Raw genomic sequence first — 17542 nt, 5'->3', positions numbered from 1 at the left:
CACAATACAGCTTGAACCCTTTCATCCAATGTGTGTTTCATTACTTTCTCAGACATAATAAAAACTCCCTTTATAGTAGTAGAGATCTTTTATTATTTCTCTGTCTACTATAAAGGGAGCATATCAGTTTGGGTTATGTCTCATTTTCTTCCTATTCAAAACAAATTCCAAGGATATTCATTAGGCGGAGCTGCTGAGATTCGAATTTCTTCTTTTTTCGTTGGGTGGGGCAAGGCAAGCTCATTCGACCATAAAGCAATCTGTTCACCAGGTTTATTGACATTCTCCCCGTATTTCTGGTCGCCATATAAAGGAAGTCCCCGACTCGCAAGTTGAACTCGAATCTGATGCGGGCGGCCTGTATGGAGCGTAATCGCAAGCAAGCTAAGCCCCTTTTTCGTACCAAGTACTTCAAAATCAAGCAGCGCTCTCTTTGCCTCTTTATTATCCTTTGTTGAGGTGTGTACGATATTTTTCTTCTTATTTTTCACAAGATAATCTTCCAGACGAGCAAATTCTTTATCCGGTATTCCCCTTACAATCGCCAGATATTTCTTTTCCATTTCCTGTCTGCGGATCACATCTGAGATGCGGGAAGCAGCTTTCGATGTTTTCGCAAATACCATGACACCTCCGACTGGACGGTCCAAGCGGTGAACCATTCCAACGTAAACATTGCCTGGCTTATTATATCTTTCTTTAATATCGGATTTAACGGCGTTTAATAAATCAAGGTCACCTGTACGGTCTTCCTGGACAGGCATATTTACTGGTTTCATGACAAAGAGTAAATGGTTATCTTCATATAAGATTTTTAGATCCATGCTGATTTCCTTTCAACTGGTGATTAGTTCACATCATACCATATCGACAAGGAAACTTCTTATAGAAGGGAGGGATTATTATGCCCGGTCCCAGAATCGCTGCTTGGCAATGGCTTGTAAGAAGGCATTGGCGAATTGTTTATTATCTTTTGCAAATACAACACCTTTTAAATTATTGCTTTTTGTGGGAGCGGCAAAGTATTTCTCAGCCCCGGCCGCAATACCGATTGGCTTATAAAATCTATAAGCGTTTTTAAAATACTTTTCCATCTCTTGTTTTAAAAGCCGTGGATTTCTCATCTTGCCCCCAACGAGATAAATGCTGTCATAAAGTACGGGATAGGTCGTTGTGAATGTTTGATTCGCACTTACCTTTGTGCCATCAGAGCTTGTGATACTCCCTAGATTGTCACTGATGATATCGTAGAAAACTTGATTTTCATCAAAACTCTTTAACACTTGCCCCACTTCTTCAGCCGGAAAATCATCTGCAATCACAATCCCGATTCTTTGCGTTGCGGCGTAAAATGGAGTATTCATTAGACTAAGAGACGGATAATCGGGCGGGGCAGGATAGTTAACTTTAGGCGGGTGAACTACGCCAATATGGTCGGCTATTGCCTGTGCCATACCATTATCGACGTTTGCCCACATCCTTGCGTTTTGTTCGCGGACAGATTTACTCTTGACTTTTCCAAGGTGGAAATTAAATGTTTGGATTAAGTCCCTTTTTTCTACATCACTTAAGCTATTGTAAAACATTCGGGGCTGAGAGAAATGATCAAGGAACGAGTCACTCGGCACGTCACGGGTAAGATGCCCGGAAACTTCTTCTGGATAATTAACATAGCCGCCTTCCTCCGGGCTCGATTCGGCGGGGGTGTTTCCTGCAAGTGAATTATTATGATAATGAACAGAATCCACATCAAGCCGGTACCGGTTAAAGCTATCACGTAAATTGAAGTTCCGTTCCACAAGCGGGCGGTTGACTGGGATATCATTAATATTCGCTGTACGCTGACGATATAATTCCGTATCCCGATAGGCAAAAGCCCGGCCCTGGAGGACAGGGTCACTTGTAAAATCAATTCCCGGCACCACACTTGCCGGGTCAAAGGCTGCTTGCTCCTCTTCGGCAAAAAAATTATTCATTAACCTGTTCAATTTCATGACTCCGACTGTCTCTACTGGAATCACTTCTTCCGGCCATAGCTTCGTGTTATCGAGGATATCAAAATCATACTTGAATTCATCTTCTTCAGGGATCAGTTGTACACCGAGTTCAAATTCTGGATGGGCTCCCATTTGGACGGCTTGAATAATATCATTCCGGTGAAAGTCAGGATCGACTCCGCCAATTATATTTGCTTCATCAAGAAGCAGGGAGTGAACACCGAGTTTTGGTATCCATTTAAAGCGAACGAATGTAGATTTCTCTTCGTCATTTATAAAGCGGAATGTATTAATCGGCCAGCCGTTCATCATGCGCCAGCTGCGGGGTCGACCACGCATGGACATGAGCCACATGACCATATGAGCTGCTTCCTGATTGTTTGCGATATAATCCCAGAAGTTATCATGAGCTGTGGTTGCTTGAGGAATATCGCTAATCGGATTCGGTTTGGCAGCATGGACGACATCCATGAATTTCATTGCATCCGCTACGATAAAGACGGGAAACTGGAGGGAGAGCATATCATAATTGCCTTCCTGTGTGTAGAACTTCACGGCAAATCCGCGAATATCAACAGCCGTATCCTTTGAACCTTTACTCCCTTGGAAAGTGGAAAAGCGTGTAAATACAGGAGTTGATACGCCTGCTTTACTTAAGAAATGTGCTTTTGTTATAGATTTCAGTGATTTTGTCGCTGTAAAATCACCATATACCCCGAATCCACGTGCATGTACGACCTTTTCCGGAATCCGTTCCCGGTTGAAATGGGATTGTTTTTTATAAAAATGATAGTCGTTAAATACTAATGGGCCACGTTTTCCAGCTCGCAGTGTCGTCTCGTCATTTGAAACCTTAACGGCATTGTCATCGGTCATCTTCTTGCCGGGTCCGGTATTTTTTCTGCGGAATTCTTCCAGCTGTTTATCCTTTTCATCCGTAAATTCTGTCTGCCGGTTCAAATCTTTATTCTTATCATTATCCATTCTATCACCCAATCTCGTGTATTTAATCCATTCCCATTTATATTCAATTGAAAGGGAGAGTAGAACATGAAGAGGCCGGAACTCAAGTCCCGGCCTCTAAGTGCTTTATTTGTCATATAAATATTTGTCTCTACTAGCGAGTATGCCGAAAAAGGCGATAATAAGAGCGATTGTCATAATCGTCATAATTGGGATGTGCCAAGTCCCAGTTACATCATTTAAAAAACCGATAAAAATAGGCCCGATTGCCGCAAGCACATAGCCGACAGACTGTGCCATTCCGGATAATTCCGCTGCATCTTTAGCGGAACGTGTACGGAGTCCGAAAAGTGTCAGTGCTAAGGCAAAGGTTCCTGATAAAAAGATTCCGATTAGAATCATACAGATGACGACACTGACGATATGGCTGCTGACTAATAATCCGCCGTATCCTGTAAAGCAGGAAAGGGTAAGAAATAGTACCAATCCTTTTGGTGACTTTACTTTTTCAGCAAGAACTGGAACGAGGAAGCTTGCGGGCAAGCCAATGAATTGAGCGAAGGATAGCATCCATCCTCCTGTTTCAATCGACATCCCAGTAGATTGAATAATCTCCGGCAGCCAGGAAATCGTGACATAAAATAAGAAAGATTGAAAGCCCATGAAAGCAGCAATTTGCCAGGCAAGAGGAGCGCGCCAAATTTGTCTGTCGCCTGATTTCGCCGGAGCATATTTTATATCTTTCTCATGTGCTTTTGGAGCCTTGTTCTTTCTTCTTAAAAAAATCCAGACGATAATTGCGGTAATCGCTGGAAGAGCCCAGACACTTAAAGAACCTTGCCAACCGAGTCCTGTGCTGTCGGCTAGCGGGATGCTTACGCCAGAAGCAGTCGCCGCAATAATCCCCATCGTTGTCGTATAAATACTCGTCATCAAGCCGACTTTTAATGGAAATTTATCTTTAATAAGTCCTGGTAAGAGGACATTTAAAAAAGCAATCCCGACCCCGACTAAAAACGTACCAAAAAAGAGGAGCGGTAAGAGAACGGAAGAGCGGATGCTGATTCCAATCAGCAGCAACACAAGGCCAATCAGCATAGCTCCTTCATATGTATAATGATTGCCGATTCGGGCGGCAAAGGATGACATGACGGCAAAAGCGATCAAGGGCAAGCTCGTTAACAAACCAGCACTTGAATTCGTTAAGGCGAAATCATCCCGAATAACTCCGAGCAGCGGCCCCACAGCTGTAATCGCTGGCCGCAGATTTAGAGAAATTAAAATAATCCCGACAATTAATAGAAATTGGTACCCCTTCGACATAGGCAGAAATTGATTATCCGTCGGCATGAAAAATCCCCTCCTTGAGCGGTGAACCGTCGGGTAACAGTAGAATCATAGCATATATTGCTGAAATTCACCAATTCTTACAATCTGCCTTTATCCACTGTTCAAAACAAAGAAAACAAGATATACTGTTCTACAGTTTCGTCAAAAAGATGAAACCTTTGATAAAAGTCATCCGTATCAAATAGTAGGGAAAAAGAAAGGGGATTAGTAATGAAGAAATTTACAGTAGGCCTTGCAATTTTACTGATGGGCTTCTTAGCAGCTTGTGGGAACAGTGAAAATGCAGAGGAAGTATACCAGAAAGCTGTAGAGGCTGGAGAGAATATGGAAAGTGTTGAAATGGACATGGTGATCAACCAAACGATTGAGAGTGACGCGATGGAAGGTGCAATGGAGATGGAGATGGATACGCAATCTTCTATGACAATCGACCCGCTTGCAATGCACCAGACTGGCACGGTTAACATGGAAATGGAAGGGATGCCAATCGAAACAGAGATGGAGATGTATCTGACGGATACAGATTTTTACATGTATGAATCCATGTCACAAACGTGGTTAAAAATGAGTGCAGATATGATGCCGACAGAAATGATGAATACAGATCAAACTGCCCAAGACCAATTGGAGATGCTTGAGTCCTTTATTGATGACGTCGAATTTGTAGAAGAAGATGACTATTATGCATTTAAGTTTGATGGGGAAGGGGAAGAGTTTGCCGCACTTACCGAGGAACTTATCAAAGAGAATTTGGGTGAAGAAACATTTGCTGATCTAGGAGTGGAAATCTCCGAAATACTTGAAGAAATGACGATTCATTCCATGTATTATGAAATCCATATCGACAAAGAAACATATGATACGACAAAAGTAATGACGAATATGGACTTCGACATGAATGCAGAAGGTGAATCGTTACGTATGAATCAAGAAATGACTGCAACATACACGGGTATTAATACAGTCGATGAGATTGTAGTTCCACAAGAAGTAATCGATGCAGCTCAGGAAATGTAAGAATGAGTCAAAAAAACAGTCAGCTGGAAAATACTAGCTGGCTGTTTTTTTGTTAAGTGGGCGAATCGCGTACTTAGCCTGTGAGGACGCTTCCGTCTTTGTTATTACTGAAGCGAGTGATATAATTCTTCTATTCTATCACTTTCTACCGGGCGGCTGAAGAAGTAGCCTTGACCTTCGTGACATTGTTGCTGTTGAAGGTACTTGAACTGATCACTGTTTTCAATTCCTTCTGCAATAATCCGGAACTGGAGGTTTTTCCCCATGCTGATGATTGTGTTGACGATAATTTTACCATCTCTGTCAAGATCATCGATAAAAGATTTGTCGATTTTTAATGTATCGATCGGCAATTGTTTTAAGTAACTAAGGGAAGAATAGCCGGTTCCGAAATCATCAATGGAAACTTTGACACCAAGTTCCTTTAGATCATGCAATTTCTTTGCGGAGTTCTCGATATCCAGTAAGGTTCCTTCCGTAATTTCCAGTTCCAAATAAGGAGCGTCAAGCCGAGCTTCATGAAGGATTTCTTTCAAATTCGATACAAAATGCGGATCACGGAATTGCAGCGGAGACACATTGACGGATACCCGTTGTAGGAATAATCCTTGTTGCTGCCAGCTCATCATTTGATGGCAGACACTATGGAGAATCCATTTCCCGACCGGTACGATAAGACCTGTTTCTTCAAGAATTGGGATGAATTCCATTGGGGAAACTTTGCCAAGTAATCGGTTATCCCAGCGCAGCAACGATTCCACTCCAACAATTTTATTTGTTTTCAAGTTAATTAATGGCTGATAGACGAGGGAAAATTCATTCCGTTCCAGTGCATCACGAACTTCGAGTTCAATCTGATAGGTCCGTTCCATTTCCCTGATTTGATTACTGGAATGGAAGTGATAGTTGCTTATTCCTTGCTTTTTTGCATGGTACATAGCGATGTCTGCTTTTTTCACTAAATCTTCCAGCACTGCAATTCGTTCGCTGTCCTTTTGGAAAGGATAGCCGGAACTAATGCCGATGCTTGCTGTTAAGAGCAGCTCATGATAATCAATTCGGACAGGTTCACGGATTGCGTGCAGAATCGCGTTTAACAACAGATTCTTCTCATGTTTCGACTGATTCTGAAGGAGAATAATAAATTCTTCCCCGCCATACCGACAGATGAATGCCTCTTTATGAATGCTCTTTTTTAATCGTTTTGCTAAAGTGATTAAGACTTGGTCTCCGATATCATGGCCGAAATTATCATTAATTGCTTTAAAACGGTCGATATCGATAAAGAGAATGGTAATTTCGGTATCAGCTGCATCCTGCTTGTCCATTATCCATTTCTTCATATAATTCCGGTTTGGAAAGTTTGTCAGAGGGTCAATATAAGCTAGTCTTTCCATCATTTGCTCATGCTTTTTACGCTCCGTTATTTCACGTTGGATTAGCACATAATATTCATTCTCGGTTGCGTTATCGATAATAGGAGAGAAATTTGCTTCCACCCAATAATGGGTTCCATCCTTTTTCTGCTGTCTGATGTCGTCCGTCCATTTCTGCTTATTATTTGCAGCTTGTTTAACCATCGTTGAAAAGTCGTCAGTGAAAATGTCTGTAAATGCCTGCCCCAACAATTCTTCCTGCGTATATTGGGTGACTTCTATAAATCTTGTATTAACATACTGAATGATTCCTTGATGATTGAAAACGATAATCATCGTTAAGTCGTTTATCATTTTTTCAATTTCGTATTGAAATTTTTTCTGGTCGGTTTTATTTGATGTTTCATTCATATGACTTTCCTCACTCTTCCACTTGAATTAATGTCATGATGATGACCTTACAGTATAATTTTACTATATATGAAGCGGGTTGTCTGAGACAAATAAATAAATCTTTGTGTCTTTACTGTGATAAGATGTTTGGTTCAGGGTAATCATAGCCTTTTGTATCAACTTCAACGGTTTTCATCACTTGATCTTCAAATGGTTTATCCATTTCATCGCGATCAGCGGACACGATTGTTTCCACCACTTCCATTCCTTCCGTGACTTTACCGAAACCAGCATAATCCCCATCTAAATGGGGGGAGTTTTCTACCATGATAAAGAATTGGGAGCCGGCTGAATCCGGTGACTGCGATCTTGCCATGGACAGCACGCCTTTGTCATGCTCTAAATCATTTTCGAAGTTGTTGGAGGCAAATTCACCAGCAATCGAATAACCTGGTCCACCTGTGCCAGCACCATCTGGATCACCGCCTTGAATCATGAAACCGGGAATGACACGGTGAAAAATGACGCCATCATAAAATCCCTCCTCAATTAAGGAAATGAAGTTTGCTACGGTATTTGGAGCAATTTCAGGATATAATTCTAATATGATTTGTTCGTCATTCTCCATTGTAATCGTAACAACCGGATTTTCTTCCACATCGCTTGGATAAGCGGCTGCATCATCTGTATTTTCTTCAACTGGAGTTTCTTGTTCACCGCAAGCTGTTAAAAATATGGCAAACAGAAAAATAGTGAGTAAGAAGTATTTTTTCATCGTTTACTCTTCCTTTCGCTGCTTTAATAGTAAGGCACCAACTTATTATAGCACGTTACGCATCGCTGGTTTAAGCTTGATGGCCTCCAATCTTCTTGCTTCGTTCAAGGAGGATGCCTGCTTCCGTATAACTGGAAGCTCGGAGAATCGAGGTTGCACCGTATTTATCGCGAATTGCATCCATGACATAGCCGATATTATTTTTCTTTAAATTGTCTTCAAATAGATTGAGCTGGACATGTTCGTGATCATAAAGATTTCCGAGGGTTACGTACACATGGCGGATATAGCTGCACCCATCATAAAATGTTCGGAAAAGCTGCATACAGACTTCATACATATCCATCGTTACATTTGTAGGGCGTCCAATACTTTTTGAACGGGAAAATCCGCCTTTTTTCTCTGTGGAATAGGAAATACTAAGGCTAATCGTCTTTCCCGCCTGATTGGCAGTGCGGGCGCGCCGGCAGACTTCTTCACATAAATCTAAAATACAGGTCGCAGCTTCCTTTCCTGTGTAGTCTCGGAGCAGAGAAATTCCATGTCCGAATCCTTTTTGTACCGTCTTTGTGAAATCACCGTAGACAGGGCTTAAATCAATGCCCCAAGCATGCGAGTAAAGTTGTTCTCCCATTATGCCAAAGCGTTTTTTTAATTGACTTAAGTCATAACGGGCGAGCTGACCAAGCGTAACAATTCCCATACGGTTCAAGTTACGCTTCATTCTGCTGCCGATTCCCCAGATTTTTTCAATTGGAAACGGCCAAATTTTCTCTTCAATATCTTCATAGCGACATTCAGCGATTCCCTCTTTCTTTGCGTGAAGGTCCATGACGACTTTAGCAAGAAATTTATTATCCCCAATTCCGATTGCAGCCGTAAGTCCAAAGCTCTCCATAATTTCTGCTTTTATTTTCTCTGCAATCTCTCGGCGGTCACCGAATAGTCGCTCGAGCCCATTGACCGTCACCCATATTTCATCAATGGAATAGGGGTGGATGGCTTCTTTCGGTGCATAATTATGGATTAGCTTTGTAATTTCCAAGGAAACATGTAAATAATCGGCCATCCGGGCAGGGGCAATATAAATCTCCGGATCATCAGGAAGTTCGAAATATCGGCTGACATTACTGATGCCATATTTTTCTTTTAAAGCAGGGGAAGCGGCGAGGACAATACTTCCTGGCCGGTTTAAATCCCCAACGACGGCAAGCATAGTTGTCATTGGATCGAGATTACGTTTTACCGCCTCAACACTAGCATAAAAGGAGCGCATATCGATGCATAGAATGTCATGCCGCGGGTAAATTGAATAATCCATCGTAACACCACCTATAGAGAACGTTTGTTCTTATTATAAGTGGTTTATGAAACGTTAGCAATGGTAAAATCTGCAAAACAAAAAACTCTACCGAAACATCCGGTAGAGCAGGGTTCATGCTTTTTTGTCAATTCCGCTAATTGTTCCGTCAAGCGTCATTGGGGCATCCAGATCGACGAAAAATAAGACAAGCGTTGTATCCGTGATTGCTGTGAGCGATGGAAGAGATTGGTCGAGATCTGTAACTGATTGCTTGCTTCAAGCTTTTTGAGCATTGTTTTTCCTCCCGTTCTAATTTCTCCTTGCGATAAAGTATGCGGGAGAATGGAAGGGACGGCAATGAATTAGCTTAGGAGAAGGTTAGGGCTGCTCTTCTAATGTTTGTTTAACTTTCAATCGGTATGCTTCATCACCTATTAAATTCACTTCAAATGAATTGATGTTGTTTTGCAGCATCAAGCTTTGCCATAAGTTGAGGTCGTCTGTGAATAAAACAATTTCTATTCGATCACCCTCAAGGTCCTCAGCGTACAAGGCATCGTTTAAGATAAAAGCGGTGGATCCGCCTTTTGATCCGATATGGGTATAATAGTCCTGATTTGCTTCATTTATTTCCATCGGCCACTCCATTAAATCTCGCATGATTGCAGCTGCTTCTGCCGGCAGTTCGTCATTGGATATGATGGTTAACAGCTGCCCGTAATCCTTGGCAGACGCTCGAGTTAATCGGTCAGACCAGACCTTTTGAACCTCAAGTGGCAGATCAAACGAATGGTCATTAATATCAATCGTACCTTCTTTTAGTTGTTTGCTGAGATTAACTGCAAGTTCCCGGTAACGTTCCATCGGTATAGCCTCGAGTTCTCTGATGATATCCTCTTTGTCCATAGAGTCGTCAGCAATATATTCTGGAAAGAGCAGGGGACTGACTAAAGGATATATCGGTTCATGCTGTGTGAGCCCAACGGATTCTATCCGCTTGTTAATTGCGGAGATATCGAGCAGGTGGAGAAGGTAGTCGGTATTCGCATTTGAACTGTATGTAATCATTCCTTTAGCAACTTCGTGAAGAGGTACTTGCGCATCCTTTACTTTACCCGCCGCATGAATAGATTCGAGCCATGTTTCATGTGCATTCCCGTCCGTACCTTCATAAAAAAAGCGACTCAACTCATCAAGCGGGACGGGCTGAGTTTTATCCAGTGCCCCGGCTTCAACTTGCATTGCGTATTCTAAGGCAATCATTATTTTGACAGTACTTGCAAGTGGACGTACGATGTCTGACTGATAAGCAATGACTTCTTCGCCATTTTTCACAACATAAAGGGAAGTTGTTTCCCGATTATCTTGTAAATGATTGAGGACATAATCTGGGTTGTCACGGAAAATAACGAAGAATGCAGCTCCGATAACGATAATGATTCCGCCATAGATGATTAAGCGTTTCTTCGTATATGTTTTTCTATCTAATAGGATATAGGCTATCACACCAAGAAGAAAGGCTAGTATGTAATCTACATTAAAAAGTAATACGGTAATGATAATTGCGAGTACAATGGCAATCGTAATAAATGCTTCCCGAATTTTTTCTTTCGTTCGGTATTCTTTACGCAGAAAGGCAAGAAGCGCGAAGACGACGATGCCGGAAAGCCCAATCCAGGCCCATATATTCATATAGACACACTCCTTTAGTTAGTTAATTTATCGTATGGAAAGAGATTAAAAAACTTATCCTTCAACATTTAAAAGAGATAAAAGGATAATACTTATTTTATGTTTAGTAATAAATAAACCCACCTGATTCTGTAAATAATTCAATTACATTCCTGCTTTTTTTCAGTAGCAAATATCAAACCACTACAGACACCGATAATTATGAAAGCAAGCCTTAGAGCCATATTGTCAAATACTACTAAATCAACAACTGCCATCACGATAAAAAATGTAAAAAATGAAGCCCAATTTATTTTCAAAAGTTATTTCTCCTTTTTAAGTATATTTAATGAATTTCATAATACGTATTTAATGCTTCACCATCACCATATGTAGTTGAGTTGGTTCGTTCCCAACTACATATGGTGATGGAAAAGCCGACTTTGGTAATTATGAAATTCATTCTATTGTTTAACAAAGTGCCCCGATTATTGAAAAAACTACTGAATCAAACCTATTTCCACATATATCAATTCCACACGATAATCCGAATACCTGTTAATAATTTAATACCTTCTTTTTAGAACGCTCACAATGCTCGCATGGAGAATCATTAAGCCAGTAATTAAAAACCAAATCGCTAATTTGTACGTTTCATAGTCCAAATGCTGAATGAACCAATCATACAATTCAATGAGAAACCATCCTAACGGTATTAAAGGAAATACAATACCATACGATTTATTCGAAATGCTTTGACCCCGTTCATCCTTAGATTCCTCTCCCAATTCAAATTTTAAAGAAATAAAAACAGCAACAAAGAAGATAATGACATAAACAAGGCGTAGTATAGCTAAAAGCATATCCACCTTAATCCTCCTCCATTTCATATTGGAAAACATCTAGCAAATCGACATTAAAGAAAAGAGCAATATCGAATGCTAATTTCAAAGAGGGATTGTACCTGTTTTTTTCAAGAGAAATAATCGTTTGTCTGCTAACACCTAACTTGTCTGCAAGCTCACGCTGGGACAATCCTCTTTCTGCTCTTAACACAACAATCCTGTTACTTATTTTTCTTTTTTGGTTAAAGGACATATCCATTCACCTCTTCGAAAATAAAGGTAACATATTTTTTACATATAGTAAACTATTTTTTACTTTTGGTATGAAATAAATTACAGGAGAACTTGGGGAAAGCTGTGGGTTACTTGTATTTAGTGTAAGTGCAATTTTGTCTGTTTGCTCTAAGAGGGCAAATAGGACGAGCATAGAAATGGAGAATAAAACAATTATTTTTCAAAACAGCCGGGGAGGGGAGAGAAAAAGAAAAAATCCCGGCTACTGTATAAAGAAAAACAGTAACTGGGATTATCTTGTTGTTTATGAAACGAAAATTAATTTGTAATATCTTCTGCCGGTCCGAAGATTTCAAAATGGATATCTTCTTCAGCAACACCGTATTCTTTTAAGATTTTATAAGCAGCACGCATAAAGCCTTTCGGTCCGCAGAAATAATAAGCAGCATCTGTCGTTGGAAGAATGGTGCTTAACCATTCGGTATCAATATGTCCTAACTTATCGTATTGGTCATCTGTTTCCGGGCGATCGTACACGACATAGCTATTCACATTGTTATGGGATTCTGTAATTTCGTTCACACGGTCCTTCATTGCATGAACATTACCATTTTGTGCAGCGTGAATATACGTAACTTTACGTTCTGGCTGTTCCTTGATCACTGTTTCAAGCATACTCATCATTGGAGTAAGCCCGACACCACCGCTTAATAAAACGAGTGGACGAGTATCTTCCGTATCAAGGTAGAATTCTCCAGAAGGCGCACTGATGGAAAGCATATTTCCTTCTTCAACATGCTCATGTAAATAAGAGGATACAATTCCAGCTGGAATATCAGCAGTGCCATCTTCCCGTTTCACACTAATCCGGTACATACCTTCGTCTGGTGCACAGGATAAGCTGTATTGACGTTGATGTGTGTATGGTTCTCCTTCGATATCAACTTTTACTGTAATGTACTGACCCGCCTTGTAACCAGGGAAAGGATTACCGTCTGCCGGCTCCAGATAGAACGACGTAATCACGTTACTTTCTTTCACTTTCTTCATTACTTTAAAGTCGCGGTAATCAATCCAACCGCCTGTCATTTTTTTCGTTTCTTCATACATTTCTTTTTCGACGGAAATAAATACATCGGCAATCACACCATATGCTTTTTCCCAAGCATCGATGATTTCATCTGTTGCTGCGTCTCCCAGCACATCTTTAATGCCTAGAAGCAGATATTTACCGACAATCGGATAATGTTCCGGCTTGATGTTCAGACTCTTATGTTTATGTGCAATCGAGTCGACAGCTGGTAAAATCGCTTCCAAATTATCAATGTTTGCAGCAGCAGCATAAACCGTATTTGCTAAGGCTCTCGGTTGATCCCCGTGTCGTTGATTTGTTTGGTTGAAGATGTTTTTTAATTCTGGATGGTTTTCAAACATCAATTGATAGAAACGTGTTGTAATTTGTTCGCCATGCTCTTCTAATACTGGTACAGTCGCTTTAATAATGTTTCGGGTTTCTTCAGTTAAACCTGTTGTAGTAGTTGCCATAATTTAAACACTCCTCTTTTGAAAAGTTTAAACATGTATTTTGAATACATCTTTATTGTATAATCAATGTAATCACTGTATCAATAGGGAAAACTGAACTTATGTTACAATCATGTGAACCAGTATTTAATAAGGAGAAACGAATATGAATCTAAAAAAATATACAGATTATGGACTGCGTGTTCTATTATTTGCGGGGATGAAAGAGAACGATGAACTAGTAAACATTAAAGAAATCTCGGAAGTATTTAATATATCGCAACATCACCTTGGAAAAATTGTTCACGAATTAAACAAGCTTGAATTGATCGAAACAATCAGAGGACGAAATGGCGGAATCCGTCTAGCAAAGCCTGCAGAAGAAATTAATGTCGGGATTGTTGTCAGGCAGCTGGAGAATGATTTTGCCATGCTGGAATGCTTTGATAAAGGTCAGAGCCATTGCGTCATTTCACCTGGATGTATGTTGAAACATGTCGTCAATCGGGCATTGCATGCATTTTTTAAAGTGCTTGATGAGTATACGTTGAAAGATCTCATTCATAATGAAGAGGAATTAAAGGAATGGATGGGGATTCAATAAATGAATACAGTGGGCGTGAATCAAAACAGGGTTATGATGTTATATCTAAAAAATAATAGTATCTTTTTTGAATGCTGTGTGTTATACTGAGGTTACTTAATTGTTCGTGCTAGCAATACAGGATTTTGTCAAAGCATACATTGTATTTCATCGTCTTGAATTATTATCAGAACAACCAAAGTAATAAACGTGCTTGATGCACAATGGAGGAATTTCATATGAACACAGGTTCAGTAAAATGGTTTAACGCAGACAAAGGTTTCGGTTTCATCGAAGTTGAAGGTGGAGACGATGTATTCGTACACTTCTCAGCAATTCAAGGCGATGGTTTCAAAACTTTAGACGAAGGTCAACAAGTTTCTTTCGATATCGAAGAAGGAAACCGTGGACCACAAGCAACTAACGTTGTTAAATCCTAATTTATAAAAAAACCCTTCTGCTTCTGTAGCAGAAGGTTTTTTTGTGTTTAAATAAAATCACGGGACTAAATGTTCTAACGTTTATACTACAAAATCGGTTAAAAGTAGCACGAGCAGAAAAAAATATGACACCAGAAGAATTGGAGAGATTTAAAGATATGGGGATTGTTAGAGCGTCAAACCAGTTGAGAAAGGGTGAATGATTATTGCTGGTTAAATAGAGGGGGATCTGAGTTTGACAGTATTTGTTATTCCCATTGTAGCTGCATTATTAGTTACTATCATTTTATCGGTTATGTTCAGAGGTTCGGATAAGGTGGATAAAGGTTTTAAATTAAATTATTTTAAACTGTCGTATAGGAGAAAGCTGATAAAAACCTTAATAAGTTTACCTGTAATAACTTTGGCACTCATTGTTATTTATTCTTACACAGAGTGGAGTATGGCAGCCAATGTACTTTTAGGACTATTATTTCTTACAATCTATTTTGGTTCAACTTATTTATAACTATTTTATGTGGAAGAAAAATGAAAAATAATCAAATCTATTTCAACTAAAGGTTACCCTTAGTTGAACAAGAAGTTCGTTAAGGAAGGGACTTAAGAGAACCTGTTTGAGGCAATATTTTGCAAACAGGTTCTTTTAATTTACTCAAATATGATTGACTTTTTGAGCGAAATCGTCCAAACTAAAAAAAGAATAAACGTTCGGTTGAGAAGCGTGGATCAAGATTAAATGGAGAGTAGAAAACAAAAAATCCAGTGTGAAAAGTTAAACATACATGAAAGGGGATTGACTTAAAGATGGGATACACATTAATCCTCGCTGAAAAACCATCCGTAGCAAAAAACATTGCAGATGCATTGCAAATTAAGACAAAGAAAGATGGTTATTATGAAGGGAATGGCTATTTCATTACATGGGCTTTTGGTCATTTAGTAGAATTATATGATGCAAAAGACTATGAACCGAAGATGCAGCGCTGGCGTATGAATTATTTCCCGTTCATTCCGCAGGCGTTCAAATATAAAGTGAAAAGCAATCCGCGGAACCGGAAGTCGGCTGACCCCGGAGCTGCGAAGCAATTAAAAATTATTGAATCACTCATTCGAAAACCGGAAGTGGAATCTATTATTTCCGCTTGCGATTATGATAGAGAGGGTCAACTAATCGGGGACAGCATCATATATCGTGGCGGTAAACGTCCGAATAAACCGGTGTACCGTCTCTTACTGAATGAATGGACACCGAATGAAGTACGGAGCGGGTTAGAGAAACTAAAGCAGAATGACGAGATGCAACCGCTTCGGGATGCGGGAATCAGCAGACAGTGGGCCGACTGGGTAATCGGTATTAATCTTACGTCTGTCACAACATTGAAATACCAAGAGGGGAGTGGGCAAGCGTTAAATATCGGGCGCGTGCTCCTGCCGACATTAAAAATCATTTATGACCGGGATAAGGAAATCGAAAATTTTAAACCCGAAGATTATTATAAACTTGCCGCTGTTTTTGAAACAAAAGAGAAAAAGATTTATGAAGGGACATATACAGAAGGCAAAGAAGATAAATTTAAGAAAAAAGAAACGCTACTTGAGATCGAGGAAAAAATTGCCGGCAAACAAGGACAAGTCATCGATAAAAAAGTGACGAAGAAAAAGGAATTCCCGCCATTTCTCTTCAACCTCTCGAATCTCCAAGGGTTTATTACGAACAAATATAAAGGCTGGACCTCTGATAAAGTCCTGAAAGTTGCCCAGTCCCTATATGAAAAAAAGCTGATTACCTATCCAAGAACTTCGAGTGTCGCACTTGATGAGAGTTTAGTCGGGAAGACGGCACATGTATTAAAGACGCATAGCGAAGACTTACCTTATAAAGATGAAATTAAATTTATGAAGACAAGGCGGGTATTCAACAATGCGAAAGTAGAAAGTCACAGCGCAATCATACCGACTTATTTAAAACCGAAACGGCTCAACGCTGACGAATCAATCGTTTATCAGGCAATTAAAAACCGGTTTATCATGCAGTTTATGCCGATTGCTGAATACGAGGAAACCAACCTGACGACGAAAGTAATCGATGCCGCAATTGACGGTGTTTTTATGACAAAAGGAAGAGTCCAACTAATGGAAGGTTGGAAAAAAGTAGAGAAAATCCAGTCGAAGGATGTCCTTTTGCCTATTATTCAAGTCGACGATCAAGTAGGTATTCAGGAAACGAAATTAACCGATCATTTAACAACGCCACCAAAACAGCATACTGAACGAACGCTGCTGCGAGTGATGGAAACATGCGGTAAGAATATAAAAGAAGAAGACAGTGAAACAGATGAAGAATCGCTCGGCAGCATATTAACGGGTTTTAGCATTGGTACACCAGCAACACGTGCAGAGACGATTAAAAAGTTGAAGGATGTTGGCTATGTTTCCGCAGCAGGTAAAAATCTTACCTGTACAGAACTCGGCAGAAAGCTTGTCGAGACTTTCCCGGTGAAAAGTTTATTTGACTTGGAATTCACTGGCCGACTTGAAAAACGTCTTGCTGATATTCAAAAAGGGGAAGAAACGCGAAAAGACTTTCTCACCCTCATTTTCCAGTTTACAACAGAAGCAGTTGAAACAATTAAAGAGGACGAAGAAACAATTATCCAGAAAGTAGCGAAAAAGAAGGCGACGAACGAAGTATTAGGTAAATGTCCAGCTTGTGGAGAGGATGTTGTTGATACTTACATGGCCTTTAGTTGTAGAAACTGGAAAAACGACTGTAAATTCGCCATTTGGAAAAATGATAAATTCCTTGCCACGATGCGAAAGAAACCGACCAAAACAATGGTGAAACAGATTTTGAAAAATAACCGGGCGTATGTAAAAGGGTTGACGAGTAAAAAAGGGAAGAAATTCAATGCTTACCTTTCTTATCATAAGAAAGAAGGAGCAGCATATTATAGCTGGGAAATGGATTTCAATAAGAAACAAACTCAGGAAAAATGACGAATTCCTCAGGAAAATGAAAGATATAGGAATAATTTATCAAAAACCATTGAAAAACCTCCTGCTAAAAGCTT

At 40.0% G+C, this 17542-nt stretch carries 17 protein-coding genes; 6 read left to right on the top strand and 11 right to left on the bottom strand.

What is annotated here, in order from left to right; all coding sequences use genetic code 11:
- Positions 1–155: 155 nt before the first annotated feature.
- From LZD48_RS16970 to LZD48_RS16960, 3 genes are all read right to left on the bottom strand, one after another.
- The gene (locus LZD48_RS16970) at positions 156–824 is read right to left on the bottom strand and encodes an RluA family pseudouridine synthase (protein ID WP_235763891.1); all 669 of its coding nucleotides are present in this window, start codon (positions 822–824) and stop codon (positions 156–158) included.
- Positions 825–902: 78 nt separating this feature from the next.
- The gene (locus LZD48_RS16965; protein ID WP_235763890.1) at positions 903–2981 is read right to left on the bottom strand and encodes a catalase; all 2079 of its coding nucleotides are present in this window, start codon (positions 2979–2981) and stop codon (positions 903–905) included.
- A gap of 105 nt (positions 2982–3086) precedes the next feature.
- Complete coding sequence (locus LZD48_RS16960) at positions 3087–4310, bottom strand: CynX/NimT family MFS transporter (protein ID WP_235763889.1); 1224 nt, start codon at positions 4308–4310, stop codon at positions 3087–3089.
- A gap of 210 nt (positions 4311–4520) precedes the next feature.
- On the opposite strand from LZD48_RS16960, the gene LZD48_RS16955 reads away from it, so the two are divergent.
- Positions 4521–5327: a DUF6612 family protein gene (locus tag LZD48_RS16955; RefSeq protein WP_235763888.1), complete on the top strand. Its 807-nt coding sequence runs from the start codon at positions 4521–4523 to the stop codon at positions 5325–5327.
- Positions 5328–5431: 104 nt separating this feature from the next.
- Here the strand turns inward: LZD48_RS16955 and LZD48_RS16950 are convergent, their stop codons facing one another.
- From LZD48_RS16950 to LZD48_RS16920, 7 genes are all read right to left on the bottom strand, one after another.
- Positions 5432–7114, bottom strand: coding sequence for a sensor domain-containing protein (locus LZD48_RS16950; RefSeq protein WP_235763887.1), 1683 nt, complete (start codon positions 7112–7114; stop codon positions 5432–5434).
- 112 nt (positions 7115–7226) lie between these two features.
- The gene (locus LZD48_RS16945) at positions 7227–7871 is read right to left on the bottom strand and encodes a peptidylprolyl isomerase (protein WP_235763886.1); all 645 of its coding nucleotides are present in this window, start codon (positions 7869–7871) and stop codon (positions 7227–7229) included.
- A 70-nt stretch (positions 7872–7941) separates the two neighbouring features.
- Positions 7942–9192, bottom strand: coding sequence for a DNA polymerase IV (locus tag LZD48_RS16940; RefSeq protein WP_235763885.1), 1251 nt, complete (start codon positions 9190–9192; stop codon positions 7942–7944).
- 360 nt (positions 9193–9552) lie between these two features.
- Positions 9553–10866: a serine hydrolase gene (locus LZD48_RS16935; protein WP_235763884.1), complete on the bottom strand. Its 1314-nt coding sequence runs from the start codon at positions 10864–10866 to the stop codon at positions 9553–9555.
- A 140-nt stretch (positions 10867–11006) separates the two neighbouring features.
- Positions 11007–11165 (bottom strand): hypothetical protein, encoded by a 159-nt coding sequence (locus tag LZD48_RS16930; RefSeq protein WP_235763883.1) that lies wholly within the window; start codon positions 11163–11165, stop codon positions 11007–11009.
- 246 nt (positions 11166–11411) lie between these two features.
- Entirely contained in the window at positions 11412–11714 is a 303-nt protein-coding gene (locus tag LZD48_RS16925) for a hypothetical protein (protein WP_235763882.1), read from the bottom strand.
- Between the two features lies 1 nt (position 11715).
- Positions 11716–11943, bottom strand: coding sequence for a helix-turn-helix transcriptional regulator (locus LZD48_RS16920; protein ID WP_235763881.1), 228 nt, complete (start codon positions 11941–11943; stop codon positions 11716–11718).
- A 178-nt stretch (positions 11944–12121) separates the two neighbouring features.
- Here LZD48_RS16920 and LZD48_RS18835 point away from each other — a divergent pair, with 178 nt between their 5' ends.
- The gene (locus LZD48_RS18835; RefSeq protein ID WP_255771125.1) at positions 12122–12253 is read left to right on the top strand and encodes a hypothetical protein; all 132 of its coding nucleotides are present in this window, start codon (positions 12122–12124) and stop codon (positions 12251–12253) included.
- Here the strand turns inward: LZD48_RS18835 and hmpA are convergent.
- Positions 12243–13469, bottom strand: a complete 1227-nt coding sequence (gene hmpA, locus LZD48_RS16915) for an NO-inducible flavohemoprotein (protein WP_235763880.1) — start codon at positions 13467–13469, stop codon at positions 12243–12245. The genes LZD48_RS18835 and hmpA overlap by 11 nt on opposite strands.
- Before the next feature lie 145 nt (positions 13470–13614).
- On the opposite strand from hmpA, the gene LZD48_RS16910 reads away from it, so the two are divergent.
- The 4 genes from LZD48_RS16910 to LZD48_RS16895 all read left to right on the top strand — a co-directional run bounded on the left by LZD48_RS16910 (position 13615) and on the right by LZD48_RS16895 (position 17468).
- Positions 13615–14052: an RrF2 family transcriptional regulator gene (locus LZD48_RS16910; RefSeq protein ID WP_235763879.1), complete on the top strand. Its 438-nt coding sequence runs from the start codon at positions 13615–13617 to the stop codon at positions 14050–14052.
- A 218-nt stretch (positions 14053–14270) separates the two neighbouring features.
- Positions 14271–14471: a cold-shock protein gene (locus LZD48_RS16905; RefSeq protein ID WP_156857784.1), complete on the top strand. Its 201-nt coding sequence runs from the start codon at positions 14271–14273 to the stop codon at positions 14469–14471.
- Positions 14472–14706: 235 nt separating this feature from the next.
- A complete protein-coding gene (locus tag LZD48_RS16900) occupies positions 14707–14979 on the top strand; it encodes an ATPase (protein WP_235763878.1) in 273 nt (90 codons plus the stop codon).
- A gap of 296 nt (positions 14980–15275) precedes the next feature.
- The gene (locus LZD48_RS16895; protein ID WP_235763877.1) at positions 15276–17468 is read left to right on the top strand and encodes a type IA DNA topoisomerase; all 2193 of its coding nucleotides are present in this window, start codon (positions 15276–15278) and stop codon (positions 17466–17468) included.
- Positions 17469–17542: the final 74 nt, after the last annotated feature.

It is taken from the genome of Oceanobacillus alkalisoli (assembly GCF_021556485.1).
GTDB lineage: Bacteria > Bacillota > Bacilli > Bacillales > Amphibacillaceae > Oceanobacillus > Oceanobacillus alkalisoli.
This window is presented reverse-complemented; position numbering and strand designations above follow the sequence as displayed.

Coding starts and splice junctions, on each gene's coding strand:
- LZD48_RS16970 (WP_235763891.1), bottom strand. CDS start 824: ATGGATCTAAAAATCTTATATGAAGATAACCATTTACTCTTTGTCATG.
- LZD48_RS16965 (WP_235763890.1), bottom strand. CDS start 2,981: ATGGATAATGATAAGAATAAAGATTTGAACCGGCAGACAGAATTTACG.
- LZD48_RS16960 (WP_235763889.1), bottom strand. CDS start 4,310: ATGCCGACGGATAATCAATTTCTGCCTATGTCGAAGGGGTACCAATTT.
- LZD48_RS16955 (WP_235763888.1), top strand. CDS start 4,521: ATGAAGAAATTTACAGTAGGCCTTGCAATTTTACTGATGGGCTTCTTA.
- LZD48_RS16950 (WP_235763887.1), bottom strand. CDS start 7,114: ATGAATGAAACATCAAATAAAACCGACCAGAAAAAATTTCAATACGAA.
- LZD48_RS16945 (WP_235763886.1), bottom strand. CDS start 7,871: ATGAAAAAATACTTCTTACTCACTATTTTTCTGTTTGCCATATTTTTA.
- LZD48_RS16940 (WP_235763885.1), bottom strand. CDS start 9,192: ATGGATTATTCAATTTACCCGCGGCATGACATTCTATGCATCGATATG.
- LZD48_RS16935 (WP_235763884.1), bottom strand. CDS start 10,866: ATGAATATATGGGCCTGGATTGGGCTTTCCGGCATCGTCGTCTTCGCG.
- LZD48_RS16920 (WP_235763881.1), bottom strand. CDS start 11,943: ATGTCCTTTAACCAAAAAAGAAAAATAAGTAACAGGATTGTTGTGTTA.
- LZD48_RS18835 (WP_255771125.1), top strand. CDS start 12,122: ATGGAGAATAAAACAATTATTTTTCAAAACAGCCGGGGAGGGGAGAGA.
- hmpA (WP_235763880.1), bottom strand. CDS start 13,469: ATGGCAACTACTACAACAGGTTTAACTGAAGAAACCCGAAACATTATT.
- LZD48_RS16910 (WP_235763879.1), top strand. CDS start 13,615: ATGAATCTAAAAAAATATACAGATTATGGACTGCGTGTTCTATTATTT.
- LZD48_RS16905 (WP_156857784.1), top strand. CDS start 14,271: ATGAACACAGGTTCAGTAAAATGGTTTAACGCAGACAAAGGTTTCGGT.
- LZD48_RS16895 (WP_235763877.1), top strand. CDS start 15,276: ATGGGATACACATTAATCCTCGCTGAAAAACCATCCGTAGCAAAAAAC.